This window comes from Cellulophaga sp. BC115SP, from assembly GCF_009905545.1.
GTDB classification, from domain to species: domain Bacteria; phylum Bacteroidota; class Bacteroidia; order Cytophagales; family Spirosomataceae; genus Flectobacillus; species Flectobacillus rivi.
Genome location: NZ_JAAALB010000043.1, coordinates 19704 through 37350, shown reverse-complemented (window position 1 = coordinate 37350; position 17647 = coordinate 19704). Strand labels below are relative to the sequence as shown.

14 protein-coding genes are annotated in these 17647 nt (G+C 38.1%); 8 read left to right on the top strand and 6 right to left on the bottom strand.

Annotated features, from left to right (window positions below; translation table 11 throughout):
* Positions 1-234 precede the first annotated feature (234 nt).
* Positions 235-3624 carry an isoleucine--tRNA ligase gene (ileS, locus tag GVN22_RS22095; RefSeq protein WP_166553184.1) on the bottom strand — a complete coding sequence of 1130 codons (3390 nt, stop codon included), beginning with the start codon at positions 3622-3624 and terminating at the stop codon, positions 235-237.
* 788 nt (positions 3625-4412) lie between these two features.
* Between ileS and GVN22_RS22090 the strand changes: the two genes are divergently transcribed.
* The 4 genes from GVN22_RS22090 to GVN22_RS22075 all read left to right on the top strand — a co-directional run bounded on the left by GVN22_RS22090 (position 4413) and on the right by GVN22_RS22075 (position 6987).
* On the top strand, positions 4413-4562 hold the full coding sequence (locus GVN22_RS22090; protein WP_166553183.1) for a DUF2256 domain-containing protein: 150 nt from the start codon (positions 4413-4415) through the stop codon (positions 4560-4562).
* Positions 4559-5146 carry a 5-formyltetrahydrofolate cyclo-ligase gene (locus GVN22_RS22085; protein WP_166553182.1) on the top strand — a complete coding sequence of 196 codons (588 nt, stop codon included), beginning with the start codon at positions 4559-4561 and terminating at the stop codon, positions 5144-5146. The genes GVN22_RS22090 and GVN22_RS22085 overlap by 4 nt, the downstream gene beginning before the upstream one ends.
* A 212-nt stretch (positions 5147-5358) precedes the next feature.
* Positions 5359-5880 carry a hypothetical protein gene (locus GVN22_RS22080; RefSeq protein ID WP_166553181.1) on the top strand — a complete coding sequence of 174 codons (522 nt, stop codon included), beginning with the start codon at positions 5359-5361 and terminating at the stop codon, positions 5878-5880.
* Positions 5881-5994: 114 nt separating this feature from the next.
* Entirely contained in the window at positions 5995-6987 is a 993-nt protein-coding gene (locus GVN22_RS22075; RefSeq protein WP_166553180.1) for an aspartate-semialdehyde dehydrogenase, read from the top strand.
* Between the two features lie 199 nt (positions 6988-7186).
* Here GVN22_RS22075 and GVN22_RS22070 read toward each other — a convergent pair whose 3' ends face one another.
* The 5 genes from GVN22_RS22070 to GVN22_RS22050 all read right to left on the bottom strand — a co-directional run bounded on the left by GVN22_RS22070 (position 7187) and on the right by GVN22_RS22050 (position 13800).
* The gene (locus tag GVN22_RS22070) at positions 7187-7870 is read right to left on the bottom strand and encodes a hypothetical protein (protein WP_166553179.1); all 684 of its coding nucleotides are present in this window, start codon (positions 7868-7870) and stop codon (positions 7187-7189) included.
* A gap of 258 nt (positions 7871-8128) precedes the next feature.
* Complete coding sequence (locus GVN22_RS22065) at positions 8129-9190, bottom strand: NAD-dependent epimerase/dehydratase family protein (RefSeq protein ID WP_166553178.1); 1062 nt, start codon at positions 9188-9190, stop codon at positions 8129-8131.
* A gap of 77 nt (positions 9191-9267) precedes the next feature.
* Positions 9268-11211, bottom strand: a complete 1944-nt coding sequence (locus GVN22_RS22060) for a KUP/HAK/KT family potassium transporter (RefSeq protein ID WP_166553177.1) — start codon at positions 11209-11211, stop codon at positions 9268-9270.
* Between the two features lie 279 nt (positions 11212-11490).
* On the bottom strand, positions 11491-12879 hold the full coding sequence (locus GVN22_RS22055; protein ID WP_166553176.1) for a hypothetical protein: 1389 nt from the start codon (positions 12877-12879) through the stop codon (positions 11491-11493).
* A 225-nt stretch (positions 12880-13104) separates the two neighbouring features.
* Entirely contained in the window at positions 13105-13800 is a 696-nt protein-coding gene (locus GVN22_RS22050; protein WP_205691002.1) for a helix-turn-helix domain-containing protein, read from the bottom strand.
* A gap of 207 nt (positions 13801-14007) precedes the next feature.
* On the opposite strand from GVN22_RS22050, the gene GVN22_RS22045 reads away from it, so the two are divergent.
* The 4 genes from GVN22_RS22045 to GVN22_RS22030 all read left to right on the top strand — a co-directional run bounded on the left by GVN22_RS22045 (position 14008) and on the right by GVN22_RS22030 (position 17614).
* The gene (locus tag GVN22_RS22045) at positions 14008-14718 is read left to right on the top strand and encodes a phosphoadenylyl-sulfate reductase (RefSeq protein WP_166553175.1); all 711 of its coding nucleotides are present in this window, start codon (positions 14008-14010) and stop codon (positions 14716-14718) included.
* Positions 14719-14929: 211 nt separating this feature from the next.
* On the top strand, positions 14930-15880 hold the full coding sequence (gene cysD / locus GVN22_RS22040; protein ID WP_166553174.1) for a sulfate adenylyltransferase subunit CysD: 951 nt from the start codon (positions 14930-14932) through the stop codon (positions 15878-15880).
* Positions 15881-15943: 63 nt separating this feature from the next.
* Positions 15944-16321, top strand: coding sequence for a four helix bundle protein (locus GVN22_RS22035; RefSeq protein ID WP_166553173.1), 378 nt, complete (start codon positions 15944-15946; stop codon positions 16319-16321).
* A 42-nt stretch (positions 16322-16363) separates the two neighbouring features.
* Complete coding sequence (locus tag GVN22_RS22030) at positions 16364-17614, top strand: sulfate adenylyltransferase subunit 1 (protein WP_166553172.1); 1251 nt, start codon at positions 16364-16366, stop codon at positions 17612-17614.
* The last annotated feature ends 33 nt before the right edge of the window (positions 17615-17647 follow it).

Sequence of the window (17647 nt, the reverse complement as noted above, 5' to 3'; positions counted from 1 at the left end):
AGAAATTTGACTAGTTCGAGACTTAGTCTCGGACTGGCTTTTGTTTTCAGTTTCTAAACTGTTTAAAGAATAAGTCCAAGACTAAGTCGTGAACTAGCGATAGTCATAAAAAAAGAAATCGCCGTAGATAGAACAGCACAAGCTTGTTACATCTACGGCGATTTTTTTTTGAAAAAGTAGTTGTTTTTTTTAGTAAAATCACTCAACCACTCAATCACCAACTCACTCAATAAACTAGGCTACGACGATTCGCCATTGTAGCACCAATTCTTCCATTTCTACTTCAACAGATTCGCTCAAAGTATCTACTACTTCTAATGAAACTGCTTGAACTTCTTGTGAAATATATTCTTTGAATGCCAATACCCCTGCCGAAACTTCAGCTTGTGTATCCAACAATTCAATTTTAATCTTGTCTGTTACTTCAAATCCAGAATCCTTACGGTAGTTTTGAACACGGTTAACAAACTCACGAGCAATCCCTTCTTGACGAAGTTCGTCAGTGATTGTAATATCTAGTGCTACTGTCAACTCGTTGTCTTTGGCTGAAAGATAACCTGGAAGGTCTTCTGTCAAAATTTCAACAAGCTCTGGCGTAACTACGATGTCGCTACCTGCTGGTGTGTATTGATTTTCTTTTTCTAAAATAGCAATATCATCGTTGCTCATAGCCGAAATTAAAGCTGCTACCTCTTTCATGCGTGGACCAAACTTAGGGCCTAATGCTTTGAAGTTAGGTTTTACTTTTTTCGACAATACACCCGATGCGTCATCTAGGTATTCGACCGACTTGATATTTACCTCTGACTTAATCAAATCATCTACACTACGGATTTGCTCACGTGTTTTTTCACTCAATACTGGAATCAAGATTTTCGACAATGGCTGACGAACTTTGATTTTATTAGTTTTACGCAATGAGTGAATCAACGAACAAATACGCTGTGCCAAGTCCATTGAAGTTTCAAGATTTTCATCAATCCATTCTGTCTGAACTGTAGGGAAATCTGTTAAGTGTACAGATTCTGGTGCACCAACTTGGTTTCTTGTCAAGTTTTTGAATAACCAATCACCATAGAAAGGTGCGATTGGTGACATCAATTGAGCAACAGTTTTTAAGCAATATGCTAAGGTTTCATACGCTGATTTTTTATCATCAGTCATATCACCTTTCCAGAAACGTCTTCTGCCCAAACGTACATACCAGTTAGATAAGTGATCACTCACAAACTCTTGGATAGCACGACCTGCTTTGGTTGGCTCGTAGGTATTGAAGGACTCATCTACTTCTTTTACTAAAGTTTGAAGTTTTGACAAAATCCAACGGTCAAGCTCCGTAGCAATGCTCTTATCTAATGTGCCTGTTGGCTGATAGCCGTCCAAGTTAGCATACAAAGCAAAGAAGTTGTACGTGTTAGTCAATGTACCGAAGAACTTGTTACGTACTTCTGTTACACCTGCCAAGTCAAACTTCAAGTTGTCCCAAGGTTGTGCGTTAGTAATCATATACCAACGAGTTGGGTCAGCACCGTATTTCTTCAAGGTTTCGAATGGGTCAACAGCATTGCCCAAACGTTTAGACATTTTGTTACCGTTTTTATCCAATACCAAACCTGTTGAAACCACGTTTTTGAATGCCACCGAATCCGAAATCATGGCTGAGATAGCATGAAGCGTAAAGAACCAACCACGAGTTTGGTCAACACCTTCAGAGATAAAATCAGCAGGATATGATTTTTCGAAAATATCTTTATTCTCAAATGGGTAATGCCATTGTGCAAAAGGCATTGCACCTGAGTCAAACCAAACGTCGATAAGGTCTGTTTCGCGCGTCATTACTTTACCCGAAGCAGATACCAAATATACCTCATCCACAAACGGACGGTGTAAATCAAGAGTATCTTGATCAGCGGCATCTAAGAATGCTTGGTTTTTCTCTTTTTGTTCTGCACTCAAAGCGTCGTCTTTCAAGGCGTGTTTTACGGCATTGATTAACTCCTGAGTAGAACCGATACAAACTTCTTCTGCATCTTCCGAACGCCAGATAGGAAGTGGAGTACCCCAATAACGAGAACGTGACAAGTTCCAGTCTACCAAGTTTTCGAGCCAGTTACCAAAACGACCAGTACCTGTAGATTCAGGTTTCCAGTTAATCGTATTATTCAAGGCAATTAACTTATCTTTTACGGCAGTAGTACGGATAAACCAAGAATCGAGTGGATAATACAAGACTGGTTTGTCAGTACGCCAGCAGTGTGGATAAGGGTGATCAAATTTCTGAACGTTGAACGCTTTGTTTTCAGTTTTCAACTTAATCGCAATACGCTCGTCTACAGAAAGGTATTTGTCACGACCTTGTTTTTCACGCTCGATTTCTTTCTCTTCGTCCGAAAGGTAAGCTTCTTTTACTGGCTCGTTGGCAAAGTCAGTAATTTCAGAGACAAAACGACCTTGGCGGTTTACGATAGGAGCTTCTTTACCATTCTCGTCTTTTACCAAAATGGCAGGCACGCCATTTTGCTGAGCTACTCTAAAGTCGTCAGCACCAAAAGTTGGAGCTGTGTGAACCACACCTGTACCGTCTTCTGTCGTAACAAAGTCACCCAAGATTACACGGAATGCAGGAGCATCTGGCTGAATGTATGGCAACAATTGCTCATATTCGATACCTTCCAAATGCGCACCTTTCAACTCCATAATCACTGTCCAAGGAATCACTTTATCACCGTCTTTGTAAGCTTCAAAGTCAGCATCTTTTCCTTTTTCGTTGAAATATTTACCTACCAAATCACGTGCTAATACTACGTTTACTGGCAAATAAGTATATGGGTTATATGTTTTTACTAAAACGTAGTCAATGTTTTTTCCAACAGTCAAGGCCGAGTTGGCAGGAAGTGTCCAAGGTGTAGTTGTCCAAGCCAAGATATAGATATTATCGCTATCGGCTGCGTCGAACAAGTATCCTGATTTTCCTGTAAGTTTTACCTTAAACTGCGCTGTCAACGAAGTATCTTTTACTTCACGGTAACAACCCGGCTGGTTTAATTCGTGCGAAGACAAACCTGTACCTGCTGCTGGAGAATATGGCTGAATGGTATAACCTTTGTACAACAAACCTTTGTCGTACAACTGCTTCAACAAATGCCAAATAGACTCAATATAATCGTTTTTATAAGTGATATATGGGTCATCAAGGTCTACCCAGTAGCCCATTTTCTCGGTAAGGTCGTTCCAGAGGTCAGTAAATTTCATTACTGTCTCACGGCATTTTTTGTTGTATTCTTCTACCGAGATTTTTTTACCAATATCATCTTTTGTAATACCTAATTCTTTTTCTACCTGAAGCTCAACAGGAAGACCATGTGTGTCCCAGCCACCTTTGCGTTTTACCTGCTTGCCTTTGAGGGTTTGGTAGCGACAAAAAATATCCTTAATGGCACGTGCCATCACGTGGTGAATACCAGGTGTACCATTGGCCGATGGAGGACCTTCATAGAAAGTAAAAGTAGGTTGCCCTTCACGGATTTCGACGGATTTTTCGAAAACCTTTTGTTCTTGCCAGAATTGCAAAATTTCATCTGCTACCTGAGCGTAATCTAGGTTTTTATATTCTTTGAAGTTCATTATAAACTGTTTGCTAAAAAGCACGTTTTGTTACTTGCCAAATGGGGGCAGATGATAGGCTAAGGAAGCCCTTGTATTACTGAAACATAACAACTTGCCCCAAAATTCCTGCAAAAGTACAAAAACCTTTTTAAAAGGGGAGTCGATACCCTGAAAATAAGTAAAGGAGAAATAAAGGATAGATTGTTGAGACATATATTCCCCATTAGGAGTGTACGAAGGATTTTAAACAATTTCAGATTTGGGGTTTCGGACATAGGACAACTCAAAACTCGTAACTAATAAAAAAGGTGTATCTGATTACAGATACACCTTTGTGCACAACATTAAAAGATTATTGCCCTTCTAACTCTCCTACTTATGAAATTTTTTCTACTTATTATATTTACTTCAAGCCCTTAAATTGAAGTAAACTTGGCGGATGCGTAATGTCGAATCCTTAACTTTGGTGTGTCGTGATCTTATATTTTTGACTTTAAAAAGCTGCACCAATTTAAAATCTATTGAGAATCACAACGTAATGTTTTTTTAGTGGCTAGGCATCGTTTTCTCTCTAACTTTATTGCCTTATTGTTGATACAAATTTATACCTAAAAACTGGGCTTGTGGTTTGTATTCGATGAACTGTCATAAATAGAAAGTTTTTGGCAATAAATGAGCGAAATTTGGTAATAATAGTTTTTTAAGAAACTTGCAAAAGTCATTTTTTTAGACTTGTTTTTTAACATTTATCTGCTTTAAATGGTTTTTAAGTCATAAAAAATTAGATTTTTAAAATAGATAAAGCAATGAAAATGCGTAAAAAAGCAGATTTGCCTTCAAAAATTTGCGAAACTTGCAAGCGACCTTTTGCATGGCGAAAGAAATGGGAGAAAGTATGGGATGAGGTAAAATATTGCTCCGACAAATGCCGTAAAACAAAATCACACAATCAATGACCAAAAAGGAATTACGAAAACAGTATAAAGAAAAACGCAATAACCTTTCTGAATCTGAATATCAACAGCGCTGTGAGCGAATTGTGGAAAAAGTATTGGAAAACTTCGATTTTTCAGCAATACATTATTTGCATCTCTTTTTGCCGATTCGTATTCAGAAAGAAATAGATACCTTTCCGCTGATTGAACAACTTCAGTTAAAATACCCACAATTGCAATTGGTAGTGCCGAGGGTCGTTCCTAACTCCTTTGAAATGGAACACTATTTATATAAGCCCGCAACAATCACTTTGAGCGCATGGGGTATTCCCGAACCTGAGCCTAACTCTTCACAACAAGTATCGCCTCAAAAGATAGATGCTGTTTTATTACCTTTATTAGTTTTTGATCAAAAAGGAAATAGAGTGGGTTATGGCAAAGGCTTTTATGATAGATTTCTGACAGATTGCCGACCCGAAGTACAAAAAATAGGCTTATGTCTCGAAGAAGCAGTGCCATTAATAGAAGAAGTAGGCGAATGGGACATTCCACTCGATTTTTGTGTGACTCCACAAAGATGTTATGAATTTGGAGTAAAAAACTGAAAAAGAACCCTTTGGAAACAGTATAGCATAGTATTTTATTAAAATATTAGGAATATATTATTCAAACTAAAGAAATTTCTTTTCTCTTCGGAGATTATGGAGTAATTTTGCGGACTTTTTGACCGGTCGCAACGTAGTGAAAATCAGAAAATTACTCACGATTTGTCAAAAACTTATATAAAAAGCCCTATTTGACACTTAAAAAGTATGGAATGATGCGTTTATCAAAGTATGCAAAAATAGGTTGGTGTGTAGTACTATGCTGGGGGATTTCTCAGGCAGCTTTGGGACAGACAGAGCTTCCCAGACCAAAGTATATTGCAGTAGAGCGCAGTTTTTGGGGTATGAAATATATTTACGAAAGGCAGACTATCGAAAACCCATTGGCATTACAAATTCCATTATTACAACTACAAGACCCCGAAGTAAGTAGTAGGTTCTTGAAGTTTAAGAGTCAACGAAAAGCCATGCAATGGGTCAATATTGCATCAGCTGGGGTTTCGCTTTATACAATTTTTAATCGAGATAAAGTTTCAAATAATTTTTACTGGACTTCATTGGGCAGTGCTTTGGTGATTACCACCTATTTGAATTTTCGCTCGACTGTCCATTTGTCGAAGTCTATTGCTCGATACAATCAGTTGCAACTGCAACAAAGTAGGATTGGGCTAAGTATAAATCAAACATCTGACCAAACGCCAGTCATTGGCTTAGGTTGGAAACAGACTTTTTAAGTAATGAGTTAGCTATCGCTAGCTTAAGTTTTCGGCTGTTAAATGCTTCTTTTTAATTGATAAATAAAAGCATACAGCTTTTCACTATAACCAAAAAACAAAGTACGTAAAACAATGAAAGTAGCAGTAGTCGGAGCCACGGGTTTGGTCGGTGGCGAAATTATGAAAGTTTTAACGGAGCGTAACTTCCCTGTAACAGAACTTATCCCAGTAGCCTCAGAACGTTCAGTAGGTAAACAGGTTGAGTTTAAAGGTAAGCAGTACACCGTAGTAGGCTTCGAAGATGCTATCAAGATGAAGCCTGATGTAGCGATTTTTTCTGCAGGTGGTGGTACATCTACAAAGATTGCTCCTCTTTTCGCTGAAGCAGGTATTACAGTGGTAGATAACTCGTCGGCATGGCGTATGGACCCAACTAAAAAGTTGGTAGTTCCAGAAATCAACGCTCACACATTGACGACTGAAGATAAAATTATTGCAAACCCTAACTGCTCAACTATCCAAATGGTAGTTGTGTTGAACCCATTGCACTTGAAATACAAAATCAAACGTGTGGTTGTTTCAACTTACCAATCAGTAACTGGTACTGGTAAAGCAGCGGTTGACCAATTGTTCGCAGAACGTGAAGGTCGTACAGATGTACCTGCGGTATATCCTCACAAAATTGACTTGAACGTATTGCCACACATCGATGTTTTCTTGGATAACGGATACACCAAAGAAGAAATGAAAATGGTGAACGAAACTAAGAAAATTATGATGGATGACTCAATTGCGGTGACTGCAACTACGGTTCGTATTCCTACAATTGGTGGTCACTCAGAGTCAGTAAACATTGAGTTTGAAAACGAGTTCGATTTGCAAGAAGTATTTGATCTTTTGGCAAATACAGAAGGTGTAATCGTACAAGATGATCCGAAAAACTTTGTTTACCCTATGCCAATCAATGCGCATGGTAAAGACGAAGTATTCGTAGGTCGTATCCGTCGTGACGAAACTCAACCAAAAACGTTGAATATGTGGATTGTTGCTGATAACCTTCGTAAAGGTGCTGCTACAAACGCTGTTCAAATTGCAGAGTATTTGTCTAAAAACAATCTATTGTAATTAGAAGGCATGAAAGTTATAGGTAAAAGCCTATTGCTTACAGCTTAAAGCCTACAACAAAATATTTTTTATTAGGTTTGAGCATCAAGAGTCAAAAAAAAGGAAGAGGAGCGGTGTATTTGGAGTGGTGTCCAGTTCATCTTTTGGCTTATCTTCGATGATGAATTAAAAAGCCGAGACGAGAGTCTCGGCTTTTTTGTTATCGTTGGTCTTTGGATTCGAAATAAGGAGCTGGTTTTGGTACTGTCAACACAGGAGGACGCCAGTAAACTTTTTTCCCAAACTTAAAACTAAAACCTGCATATACGCCATAAAAGGAAGTATATCCTCCTTGCGAAGAACTATACTGAATCCCAGTATAACTAAATTTTAGATAGAGACCCAAACGGTCGGCTGTTTCTTGTAACTGAAGTCCTACGCTTGGTGAAAAGCCCCAATTGATGCTATTTTCAAAAGTTTTGCGAGCTGTTAGATACTCATAGTCTTTCTCTATTTGTGTATCATACTGGCTCATATAGGTACCAGTACTTAAGCCCACAAAAGGCTTGATGAGATGTTTTGTCCATAAAAAATACTCTCCTGAAACGTTGAGTGGGACAACTCGCTTCAGAATTCGACCATAAACAATAGGCAGAGCGTCGCTTTGCTTTTGAATCATCAAATTGGTTCGCATATCATATACGCCCCAATTCATACCGATTCTGAGGTTTTCTGTCAAATACTTTTTAGCACTAATATCTATTCCCGAGCCTGCATATTGAGCTTTATTACCCCATCCGCCTTCTCCAATATAGCTGAAGCCTGAGCTAATTTGAATTTGCCCCAGACTGTCAACATGTAAAATACACAATAAAAGAATTGTAATAAGTAGAGTTTTTTTCATAGTATATCAAGGTCTTAAATAAGTGAGTAAAATCACAAAGTGTCATAAGTTGAAAAACGGCAAGATAAGGATGTGATTACTGGATATATAAGATTGATATGGGGGCGGAGCAATTAGAAGAAATTTACATAAAAATAAGAAAAAATCGGTCTTTTACAACTTTGATAATCAAATAATTATCAAACGGAAAGCAAAAAGGGAGAAACCTAAGTTTCTCCCTTTTGATAATCATTAATTTATGTATAGCGAAATCCCAATCTATTTCAATACATAAGCCAACTGACTTTCATACTCAGTTAACCATGCGGTGATTTCAGAAACAATTTGTTTCATTGAAATGCTTGGTGTCCATCCTGTCAAGGCAGTAACTTTAGAGTTGTCAGTTACGTACAAACGAATATCGGCAGCTCTGTTTTCAGTTACTTTATTAATAGGAATTGTTTTGCCTGTCACTTCCTGACAAATCTGCGTTAGTTCTTGTAAAGAAGCACTTACTTCAACACCGCCACCCACGTTTAAGATTTCGCCATTTACTTTATCCATATTATGCAATTGGAAATCAATCAAACGATATAGATCAAGTACGTGAAGCATATCACGAGTTTGCTTTCCTGAACCGCCGTAACCGATATAGGCTAATTGCTGTTCGAAATAGTGTTTTGCTACCCAAAGAACCATTACTCCTTGGTCAACTTTACCCATTTGCCATGGTCCTGTTAATACACCACAACGGTTGATAACAGTTTTTAAACCATAAAATTCATTGTATTCGTGAATCATTAATTCAGAAGCCAACTTCGTAGCGCCATACAAAGAGCGAGCGCCATCTAATGGGAAATCTTCAGCAATACCTTTTGACGATACACCTCTTACTGGTTGTTCATCAGCTAAGGCAAAACGTGTATCTGATTCAACGAAGTTTAATTTTTCAATCGTTTTGATTGGATAAATTCTACTAGTTGACAAGAAGATAAAGTTGGCATTACTTTTTTTCGCAAAGTTCAAACAGTTGATAGTACCTACCAAGTTGGTGTTGATTAAGTAATCAGGCGTACCGTCTAGGCCTGCCAAAACAGAAGGTTCGGCTGAAGCTTCAATAAGGGCATCTACGATAGGAAGTGCATCAAAATCTTCTTTATTACGAATGTCACCATGTACAAATGTAACACCAGCTTGCGCCAAACGAGGAAGGTTTAGTTCTGAACCTTTGCGACGGAGGTTGTCAAGGCAAATAACTTCGTAAGAGGGATAGTTTGTTTTTAGAGCAATTGCCAGGGCAGAACCAACAAAACCAGCTCCTCCTGTAATCAAAATTTTCATATATGATTGTTTATTAAAAGTAAAATCGTGTTCTATACAAAGACTTGATAGAACACGATTTGAATATGGATAAAAAATTAGTCAATACGCTTCAAACGAATGTTTTCGGCTGGGCGAATAACCAATGGTACTTTTTCAACTTTTACGGCGCTGGTATCCAAACCAAACCATTTGTCTTCAGATGGCGTAAAGTCTTTGATAAAGAAATAAGCTTTCATAATTAAAGACTCAAACATAGATAATTGGTTGTCATAAGACAAGAATTTCTCAAGAACTACAAAACGGAAATCTCCAATTACATTCTGACGATTGAGTGACTCATAACGTGAAGTAATATCCACTTCTCCATTTTTCACCAACTCTTCAACTACTTTTCTGAAGTATAAATTGATTTTTTGTTCTACTCTAAAACCAAGACGGAAAGTTACCTTAATCACGTCGTCTGGTTCGATGATGTCCACTTTGTATTCCATTGTATATGGATCATCGAGGGTATCTACGTGAACAAACCAATAAATATCAGCACGTTTTGGACGTTTTTGAAAAATCGAATAAATGATTTTCGATTCTATTTCGCTTGTACGAGCGGCATTTGACATAAATACCAAGTGAGTAGCATATTTTGGAATACTCATATCTTGACTCAAGTCTTTCAACGGCTCGATATAATCTACCAATTTGACATATTCGGTCAAACGCATTTTGATGATAAATGCACGATACCAAATAATCATCAGGGCAATAATTGCAGTGGCAATAATCAAAGAAACATAACCACCATGTACAAATTTACGTAGGTTGGCAACTAGGAATGAGCCTTCAATAGATACATATACTACAATGAATGCTACAATCCACCACATATCGAATTTTTTGACATGTAAATAATAGGCCATCAAAGCGGTGGTCATCAACATGGTAAGGGTAATTGCCAAACCATACGCAGCTTCCATATTAGCCGATTCTCTGAACCATAATACCACGCCCATACAGCCCAACCAAAGGAAGATGTTTACACTTGGTACATATAGTTGACCTTTTTGGTCTGAAGGGTAGTTCAAGCGAACTTTTGGCCAAAAGTTCAAACGAATTGCTTCTGATACTAAGGTAAATGAACCCGAAATCAAGGCTTGGCTGGCAATAATGGCAGCGGCTGTAGCAATCACAATACCCCAAAGCAAGAACCATTCTGGCATCAATTCAAAAATAGGTTTACGTCCGTTCAAAAGACTACCATTTTGATGAATCAACCATGCTCCTTGACCAAAATATTGAAGAATCAAACAGATTTTTACAAATACCCAACTCACACGAATGTTGCCTCTGCCACAGTGACCTAAGTCTGAATACAAGGCTTCAGCACCAGTGGTACAAAGGAATACTGCACCCAATGTCCAGAATCCACTTTCTCCATTGTAGGGATTGGTCAACAATTGTACTGCATAATGCGGTGAAAACGCTCTTAGAATACTCCAGTCTTTAGCAATCCATACAATGCCTAGAAAACCAAGCATACTAAACCAAATCAACATGATAGGACCAAATGCACGACCAACCATTTTAGTACCAAGCACTTGGAACATGAACAAAACTGTAATAATTGCGAGTACAATTGGTACGGTTTCAATGTCTGGTTTGATCATTCGAAGACCTTCAACAGCGGAGGCGACTGATACTGGAGGGGTAATAATTCCGTCGGCTAGTAGGGTAGCACCACCAATGATTGCAGGCACTGTGAGCCATTTGGCATGACGACGAACTAAGGCAAATAGTGCAAAAATACCACCCTCACCTCGGTTATCTGCTCGCAAAATTAGAATAACATATTTGAGTGTTGTCTGTAAGGTCAATGTCCAAAAAATACAAGATAAACCGCCCAAAACGGTTGTTTCATTGATAGGAGCGGAGCCTATTATAGACTGCATTACGTAGAGTGGGGATGTACCAATATCACCGTAGATAATTCCCATTGCCACTAGCAGACCCGCTGCTGTGGCTTTGTCGGTATGTTTGTGTTCCATAGATGGAATCGCTTGTGTTTTATAATAATGATTAGAATTACTTGTCTGAGTATCTGTAAATTATGACTTATTGTTGGTAAGCATGTTTCTCTAATCTATAAAAAACACAAAAAGTTAGGGGTTTTGTAATAGATATTTGTCTGATAATATTTCAAAGTGCTAAAAGTGAGCAAATATAATATCTCTTCTGATTTATTCATCAAGAAAAAGTTCCCCAATTAATGAAAGATATATTTTATCTATGAACGGATTAAGTCGCTGATGATTTGGAATTTGGCTTTATGGGTTAACATAGTAGTATCCAAAGATGATATTCATTTCATCTTCAGAGGTTAAACCAAAGCCTAAGTTTTTGTTAGTTGTATTGTTATAGGTTACTACAGAGGTTAATCCTTCGCCCTTTTTCAGCTGAATAGGAACGCTGAAATTAATCACTTTAGGATGTTCCCAGTCGGTGCTTTCATAAACGGTCTCGCCATCGCGTGTGCCTCCTTTGATTTTGATAACAAATTTTTCACCATACTTATGATTATGTGAGGTGAGCGAAACGATCGAGACATTGCTATCAAATTTAAAATCTTTGGTAATAGTGGTGCGCTGATTGGCAGGAAGACTAAAGCTTGTATTATTAAAATCAATCATTTGCACTACTTTCTGTACTTTCGAAGCAGACACCGTGTAGAGATTAACATAGTTTTCTCCCAAAAATGGTTGATTTGTTTTGTTGAAATAATGTGGATTTATATCGATTGTAGCACCAGCAGGGAGTTTCAATGCCATACCATCAGGAAAAGTATAATCTTGATTCGGATCGGTGCCACCACCCAAGAAGATATGATTTGACATTTGTAAAACCGTAAGAGCATTCAGCGAATTATCAGAGTTTCTCAAATCGCGGACAATATCAATGGTAGGTAATAATAGAGCATTATCTTTATTTCTAAAATCATAGAGTACTAAGTGGTGACTATTAGCACGAGATTTGAGCTTGATGCGATTCACATACACATCATTGGTATTACCCAAACTCTTTCTAACAAAAATTTCCCTTTCAAAATTAGCCGCTACATTAAAAGCATCTACGTGTAGTTGAATGCCAGTAACTCCTTCTTCTTGAGGACTTTTGAGTGCTTCGAAAGGAGCACTATTAGCTGCATAACTTGGTGTTGTATCGTCCAATAAAGTTTTGTCTACCACATCGCCTGTGCGTGGAGCACCAGCTTCTATCCATCTTCTGATAAATTCAATTTGTCCTACATATAAAGCATTGCTTCCAAGCGGCATCGGAAGTCCGTATTGCTTGCCACTGTGGTGGCTTGCGTCCCATTCGAGTTTATGAAAAAGAAGGCTTTCTAAAGATTTAAAAGGTTTAACTCTTTGCAGATTGTCTGTCTTGGCCAAATCATTCTTGGGACTAATCCCTATGAGATTTTGGTAAGCTACAGATTTTTCTAGCACCAAGCCATGTTGAGCATAGGTATTGTCGCTGGTGGAGGCATGACAACCAGAAGTAGCACATGAGGGAGTGAGTATTTTTTGCTGAATTAAGTCAAAAGAAGATACTGTAGTAGCGTCAGTGCTATCAATAGATTTTTTGGAGCAACCTAGAGTAATGGTAAGTACGCTTAAAAAAGCTCCAAATAACAAAATGGAGTAAGAGTTTTTCATATTGGAGGTTCGAGAAATGTAAAGAAAACGGAAATTGTTAGCTTTTGTATTAATACGCTTTATGCTATAAGCCGTAGGTAGGCGTTGGGCACAAATGTATTTAGAAATACTTTATCCTATGGCATATTGCCTATCACGGGTAACATTTATTCAATTTTGCCCAAAGATTTGTGTAGAGTTATAAAATATGGTTGCTCTACACAAGAATTCTCATTCAGCAATAATTTAGTAAATCACATATGTATCTACCAACTCGTTGGGTTGTACTCTTAGTACATGACCTAATACCAATAACACCAATGTTCTTGATGCGAGCCATAGTGGAATTTTGGCTATCTCAGCAAATTTTTCTAAAGTAATATTTTGATGTTGAGCTAAATACTCCATCAATACTTTTTCCTTTTCACCAAACACAAATCGAATACCTTCCTCATTTTCACGACGTAAAATTTGCTTAACCTCCTTGCTGGCTTGTACCGAACGATCTTGTACTCTTACATAAGCCTTTGGTGGTTCTGTAGACGAAAGTTTAACAAAATGCGGTTTTTCATTACTTTGAGGTATCGTAAAAATCAATATATCACGCTCGTTGGTAATAGCCATTCGTTCAAGTTGAAAATTAATAGGAGGGTCGCAAAATTTTTCAATGGCTTGTACTAGAATAAACTCCTCATCGTCAGCGAATTTTAAGCCTGGAATACTTTTGTCATCGCCAACACCCAACAATAACGTTCCTCCATCAGTGTTGGCAAAGGCTACTATTTCACGAATAATTTTTTCAGGATGCTTGGCTTTTAGCTTGAATTCGAGTTGACTGCCTTCTCCTTTCCGCACAAGATTTTTCAAATCCTTCAAGTCCATGTCCGACATGCGGCTGCGACTGTTTGTTTTTTCAAAATACGAAACAAGTCTCTGATTCATAGCTTTTTATATTTATGCTCGACACATGTAGTTGTCACTATTGCTTTTAAAGATAACAGTTTTAGATTGAGAAAATTTCATGTAAATAAAAAATATTTCACCTAACAAGACTACTTTATCACTAGACTTTATATATATTTGTAGTAGAATTGAAATGGGGCTAAGCCTCGCTAAATCAGCAAGGTACGATACTTGCTTTATGTGAAAATGGCAGATTTATTCGCGTTAAAACAAACATTAGAATCACTCTCTCTCGGCGAAGCGCTTCAGTATGTAGCCGAAAATTATCAAAATGTAGTGTTTTCTACTTCATTTGGGCAGGAAGATCAGGTAATTACCGACGCAATCTACAAGAACAATCCTACCAATGCTGCTCTCAATATTCGTGTCTTTACGCTTGATACTGGTCGTTTGTTTCAGGAAACGTACGATTTGATGGATGCTACAAGAGCTAAGTACAATCAATCGTTCGAAACGTATTTCCCAAATACAGCGAAGGTAGAAGCATTGGCAAAGGAAAAGGGCTTTAATAGTTTTTATTTCTCTGTTGAGAATCGTAAAGAATGTTGTTTTATTCGTAAAATCGAACCATTAAAGCGTGCTTTGACAGGTGCAGAGGTTTGGATTACAGGTTTGCGTGCCGAACAATCAGACAACCGTTCGGATATGCCAATTGTAGAGTGGGATGAAGCTAATAAAATCATTAAGTTCAATCCATTAATCCACTGGACTTACGAAGAGGTATTGGCCTATATCAAAGCTAATCGCGTTCCTGATAGTCCATTGCATCGCAAAGGATTTATTTCGATTGGTTGTGCGCCATGTACACGTGCTATTACCGAAGGAGAGCATCCTCGTGCAGGTCGTTGGTGGTGGGAAGCATCTCAAAAAGAATGCGGATTACATGCAGCAAAATAAAATTGAATTAATAGGCTATGGGCTGTAAGCTTTAGGCATTAAGCCAAAACGCTTCATTGGATTGAGAGATACTTTTGCTGAAAGCCGAATGTGTAATTTTTATTTTGCCCACTAACTTAGTGAATTTGTCAATTTGACCATGAATGAGTCAAATCGCTCATTCTCAAATCACTCAATATATAGAAGAATATTGATTAAATAATAATAGAATATGAGTAATGTATCGATAGAAAAAGATGTTGAAGTAGCTTCCGAAGCGCAACCAAAATGGGGCGTATTTCCTCGTGAGTTGGAAGACGAAGCCATTTATATTATCCGCGAAGTAGCGGCGCAGTTTGAGCGTCCTGCTTTGTTGTTTTCAGGGGGTAAGGATTCTATTACCCTTGTGCGCTTGGCACAAAAGGCGTTTTATCCAGGGAAAATCCCTTTCCCATTAGTACATATCGATACTGGACATAACTTCCCTGAAACCGTTGAGTTTAGAGACTGGCTAGCCAACGAAGTAGGTGCCGACCTAATCGTTCGCTATGTACAAGATTCTATCAACCAAGGCAAAGTAAAAGAAGAGACAGGTAAGTATGCTTCAAGAAATGCTTTGCAAACAGTAACCTTGCTAGACACAATCGAAGAATTTAAGTTTGATGCTTGTATCGGTGGCGCTCGTCGCGACGAAGAAAAAGCTCGTGCTAAAGAGCGTATTTTCTCGGTACGTGACGACTTCGGTCAGTGGGATGCTAAACGCCAACGTCCTGAGTTGTTCGATATGTTGAATGGACGTATCTCTATTGGTGAAAACGTACGTGTTTTCCCTATTTCAAACTGGACAGAATTAGATGTTTGGAATTATATCAAGGAAGAGAAAATGGCGATTCCTTCAATCTATTACTCGCACAAACGTCAGGTAATTGAAAGAGATGGAATGCTTTGGGCTGATTCTGAATACTTAAACAAAGACGCTGACGAAATCCCATTCGAAGCTACAGTACGTTTCCGTACAGTAGGCGACATGACTTGTACAGCAGCGGTATCTTCAGAAGCAGTAGAGCTAGACGATATTATTGGCGAAATCCTTTCAGCAGAAATCTCAGAACGTGGTGCCCGCATCGACGACAAACGCTCTGAAGCTGCCATGGAAAAACGCAAGCAACAAGGATATTTCTAAGTTCGGATTGCTGATTTTTGATTTCAGATTTTATCTGATAGTTTTCTACAAAAACTTAATCTTATGAAAGAGCTAATAAAGCAAAGAACAAAAACATTTGCTATTAGAGTTATTCGACTTGTAGACTCTTTGCCTCAGACTGTTTCAGCACAGGTTATTGCAAAACAAATAGTACGATCTAGTACTGCTGTTGCAGCCAATTATAGAGCCTCTTGCCGTGCACGTTCACAAGCTGAATTTATTGCAAAGTTAGGAATTGTTGAGGAGGAAGCGGATGAATCTCTTTTTTGGTTAGAGCTTTTAGTAGAATCAGGTATTGTTAAAAAAGAAAAGTTGGAATTACTCATGACGGAGGCCAATGAATTAACCTCTATTATAGTATCCTCAATCAAAACAGCAAAACGTAGTTTAGAACAAAAAACTAGAGTAAAAGAGAGATAAGGTAAAATCCCCTATCGAAAATCTAAAATCCCAAATCGAAAGATGGACATTTTAAGAATAGCAACAGCAGGTTCGGTTGATGACGGAAAAAGTACATTGATTGGACGTTTATTATACGAAACAAAATCTATCACAAAAGACAAAATTGAAGCACTTGAAGCGGCTTCGAAAAGAAAAGGTCTTGATTTTCTTGATTTGTCATTGTTGACAGATGGCCTTATTGCAGAGCGTGAACAAGGTATCACAATCGACGTGGCACATATTTATTTCTCGACACCAAAACGCAAGTATATCATTGCCGATACGCCTGGGCACTTCGAATATACGCGTAACATGGTAACTGGTGCTTCCAATACCAAAGTGTCAATGATTTTGATTGATGCTCGTAATGGTGTATTGGAGCAAACTTACCGTCACTTCTTTATCGCTTCTACTTTACGAATTCCGAAAGTTGTTGTTTGTGTCAACAAAATGGACTTGGTAGGTTATAGCGAAGAGCGTTTCAACGAAATCAAAGCTAGCGTTGAAGATTTAGCTTCAAAAGTATCTTTCGAAGGTCAAGAGATTACTTTTATTCCTATGTCTTCTTTATATGGACAAAACCTTTCTACCAAATCTGACGAAATGTCTTGGTACAACGGTTTACCATTATTAGAAGAATTAGAGCAATTCCATCCAGAAACAGCAGTTGGTGCTTCGCACTCGGCTCGTTTCCCTGTACAATTTGTAGTTCGTCCAAAAACAGAAGAATTCCATGATTATAGAGGATACGCTGGTAAAATTGCTAGTGGTGAGTTTACTGTAGGAGATACTGTAACGGTATTGCCAACTGGACAAAGTACAAAAATTGCTACTATTGAGAAATTTGGTCAAAAGCTCGAAACAGCTGGGCCAAAAGAATCTGTAGTAATTACCCTCGAAACAGATGTGGATGTATCGCGCGGTAATATGTTGGTAAAATCAGATGACCAACCAGCGCAGTTGAAAGAAATCAATGCAAAAGTATGTTGGTTAGACTCACAAGCTTTGACTTCGGGTCGTAACTACATTTTACAACATGGTATCAACGATTCAAAAGCTAAAGTTGTAAGCTTAAACAAAAAGTACGATGTCGTAAATCACGATATTATTGCTGATTTCTCAGAATTGAAATTAAACGAAATTGCAGAGGTAACAATCAAAACGGCCAAACCAATTTTTGCTGATAAATACGAAGATAACCCATCTAACGGAGCTTTTATTTTAGTAGATGAGTTTTCACACTCAACCGTAGGTGTTGGTTTTGTGTTGTAGGTTTGACAAAAAAGAATGAAAAAAAGGTTGTCG

What these genes read in the sequence shown, in the direction of transcription:
- ileS (WP_166553184.1), bottom strand. Translation starts at nt 3,624, where the DNA reads ATGAACTTCAAAGAATATAAAAACCTAGATTACGCTCAGGTAGCAGAT.
- GVN22_RS22090 (WP_166553183.1), top strand. Translation starts at nt 4,413, where the DNA reads ATGAAAATGCGTAAAAAAGCAGATTTGCCTTCAAAAATTTGCGAAACT.
- GVN22_RS22085 (WP_166553182.1), top strand. Translation starts at nt 4,559, where the DNA reads ATGACCAAAAAGGAATTACGAAAACAGTATAAAGAAAAACGCAATAAC.
- GVN22_RS22080 (WP_166553181.1), top strand. Translation starts at nt 5,359, where the DNA reads ATGATGCGTTTATCAAAGTATGCAAAAATAGGTTGGTGTGTAGTACTA.
- GVN22_RS22075 (WP_166553180.1), top strand. Translation starts at nt 5,995, where the DNA reads ATGAAAGTAGCAGTAGTCGGAGCCACGGGTTTGGTCGGTGGCGAAATT.
- GVN22_RS22070 (WP_166553179.1), bottom strand. Translation starts at nt 7,870, where the DNA reads ATGAAAAAAACTCTACTTATTACAATTCTTTTATTGTGTATTTTACAT.
- GVN22_RS22065 (WP_166553178.1), bottom strand. Translation starts at nt 9,190, where the DNA reads ATGAAAATTTTGATTACAGGAGGAGCTGGTTTTGTTGGTTCTGCCCTG.
- GVN22_RS22060 (WP_166553177.1), bottom strand. Translation starts at nt 11,211, where the DNA reads ATGGAACACAAACATACCGACAAAGCCACAGCAGCGGGTCTGCTAGTG.
- GVN22_RS22055 (WP_166553176.1), bottom strand. Translation starts at nt 12,879, where the DNA reads ATGAAAAACTCTTACTCCATTTTGTTATTTGGAGCTTTTTTAAGCGTA.
- GVN22_RS22050 (WP_205691002.1), bottom strand. Translation starts at nt 13,800, where the DNA reads ATGAATCAGAGACTTGTTTCGTATTTTGAAAAAACAAACAGTCGCAGC.
- GVN22_RS22045 (WP_166553175.1), top strand. Translation starts at nt 14,008, where the DNA reads ATGGCAGATTTATTCGCGTTAAAACAAACATTAGAATCACTCTCTCTC.
- cysD (WP_166553174.1), top strand. Translation starts at nt 14,930, where the DNA reads ATGAGTAATGTATCGATAGAAAAAGATGTTGAAGTAGCTTCCGAAGCG.
- GVN22_RS22035 (WP_166553173.1), top strand. Translation starts at nt 15,944, where the DNA reads ATGAAAGAGCTAATAAAGCAAAGAACAAAAACATTTGCTATTAGAGTT.
- GVN22_RS22030 (WP_166553172.1), top strand. Translation starts at nt 16,364, where the DNA reads ATGGACATTTTAAGAATAGCAACAGCAGGTTCGGTTGATGACGGAAAA.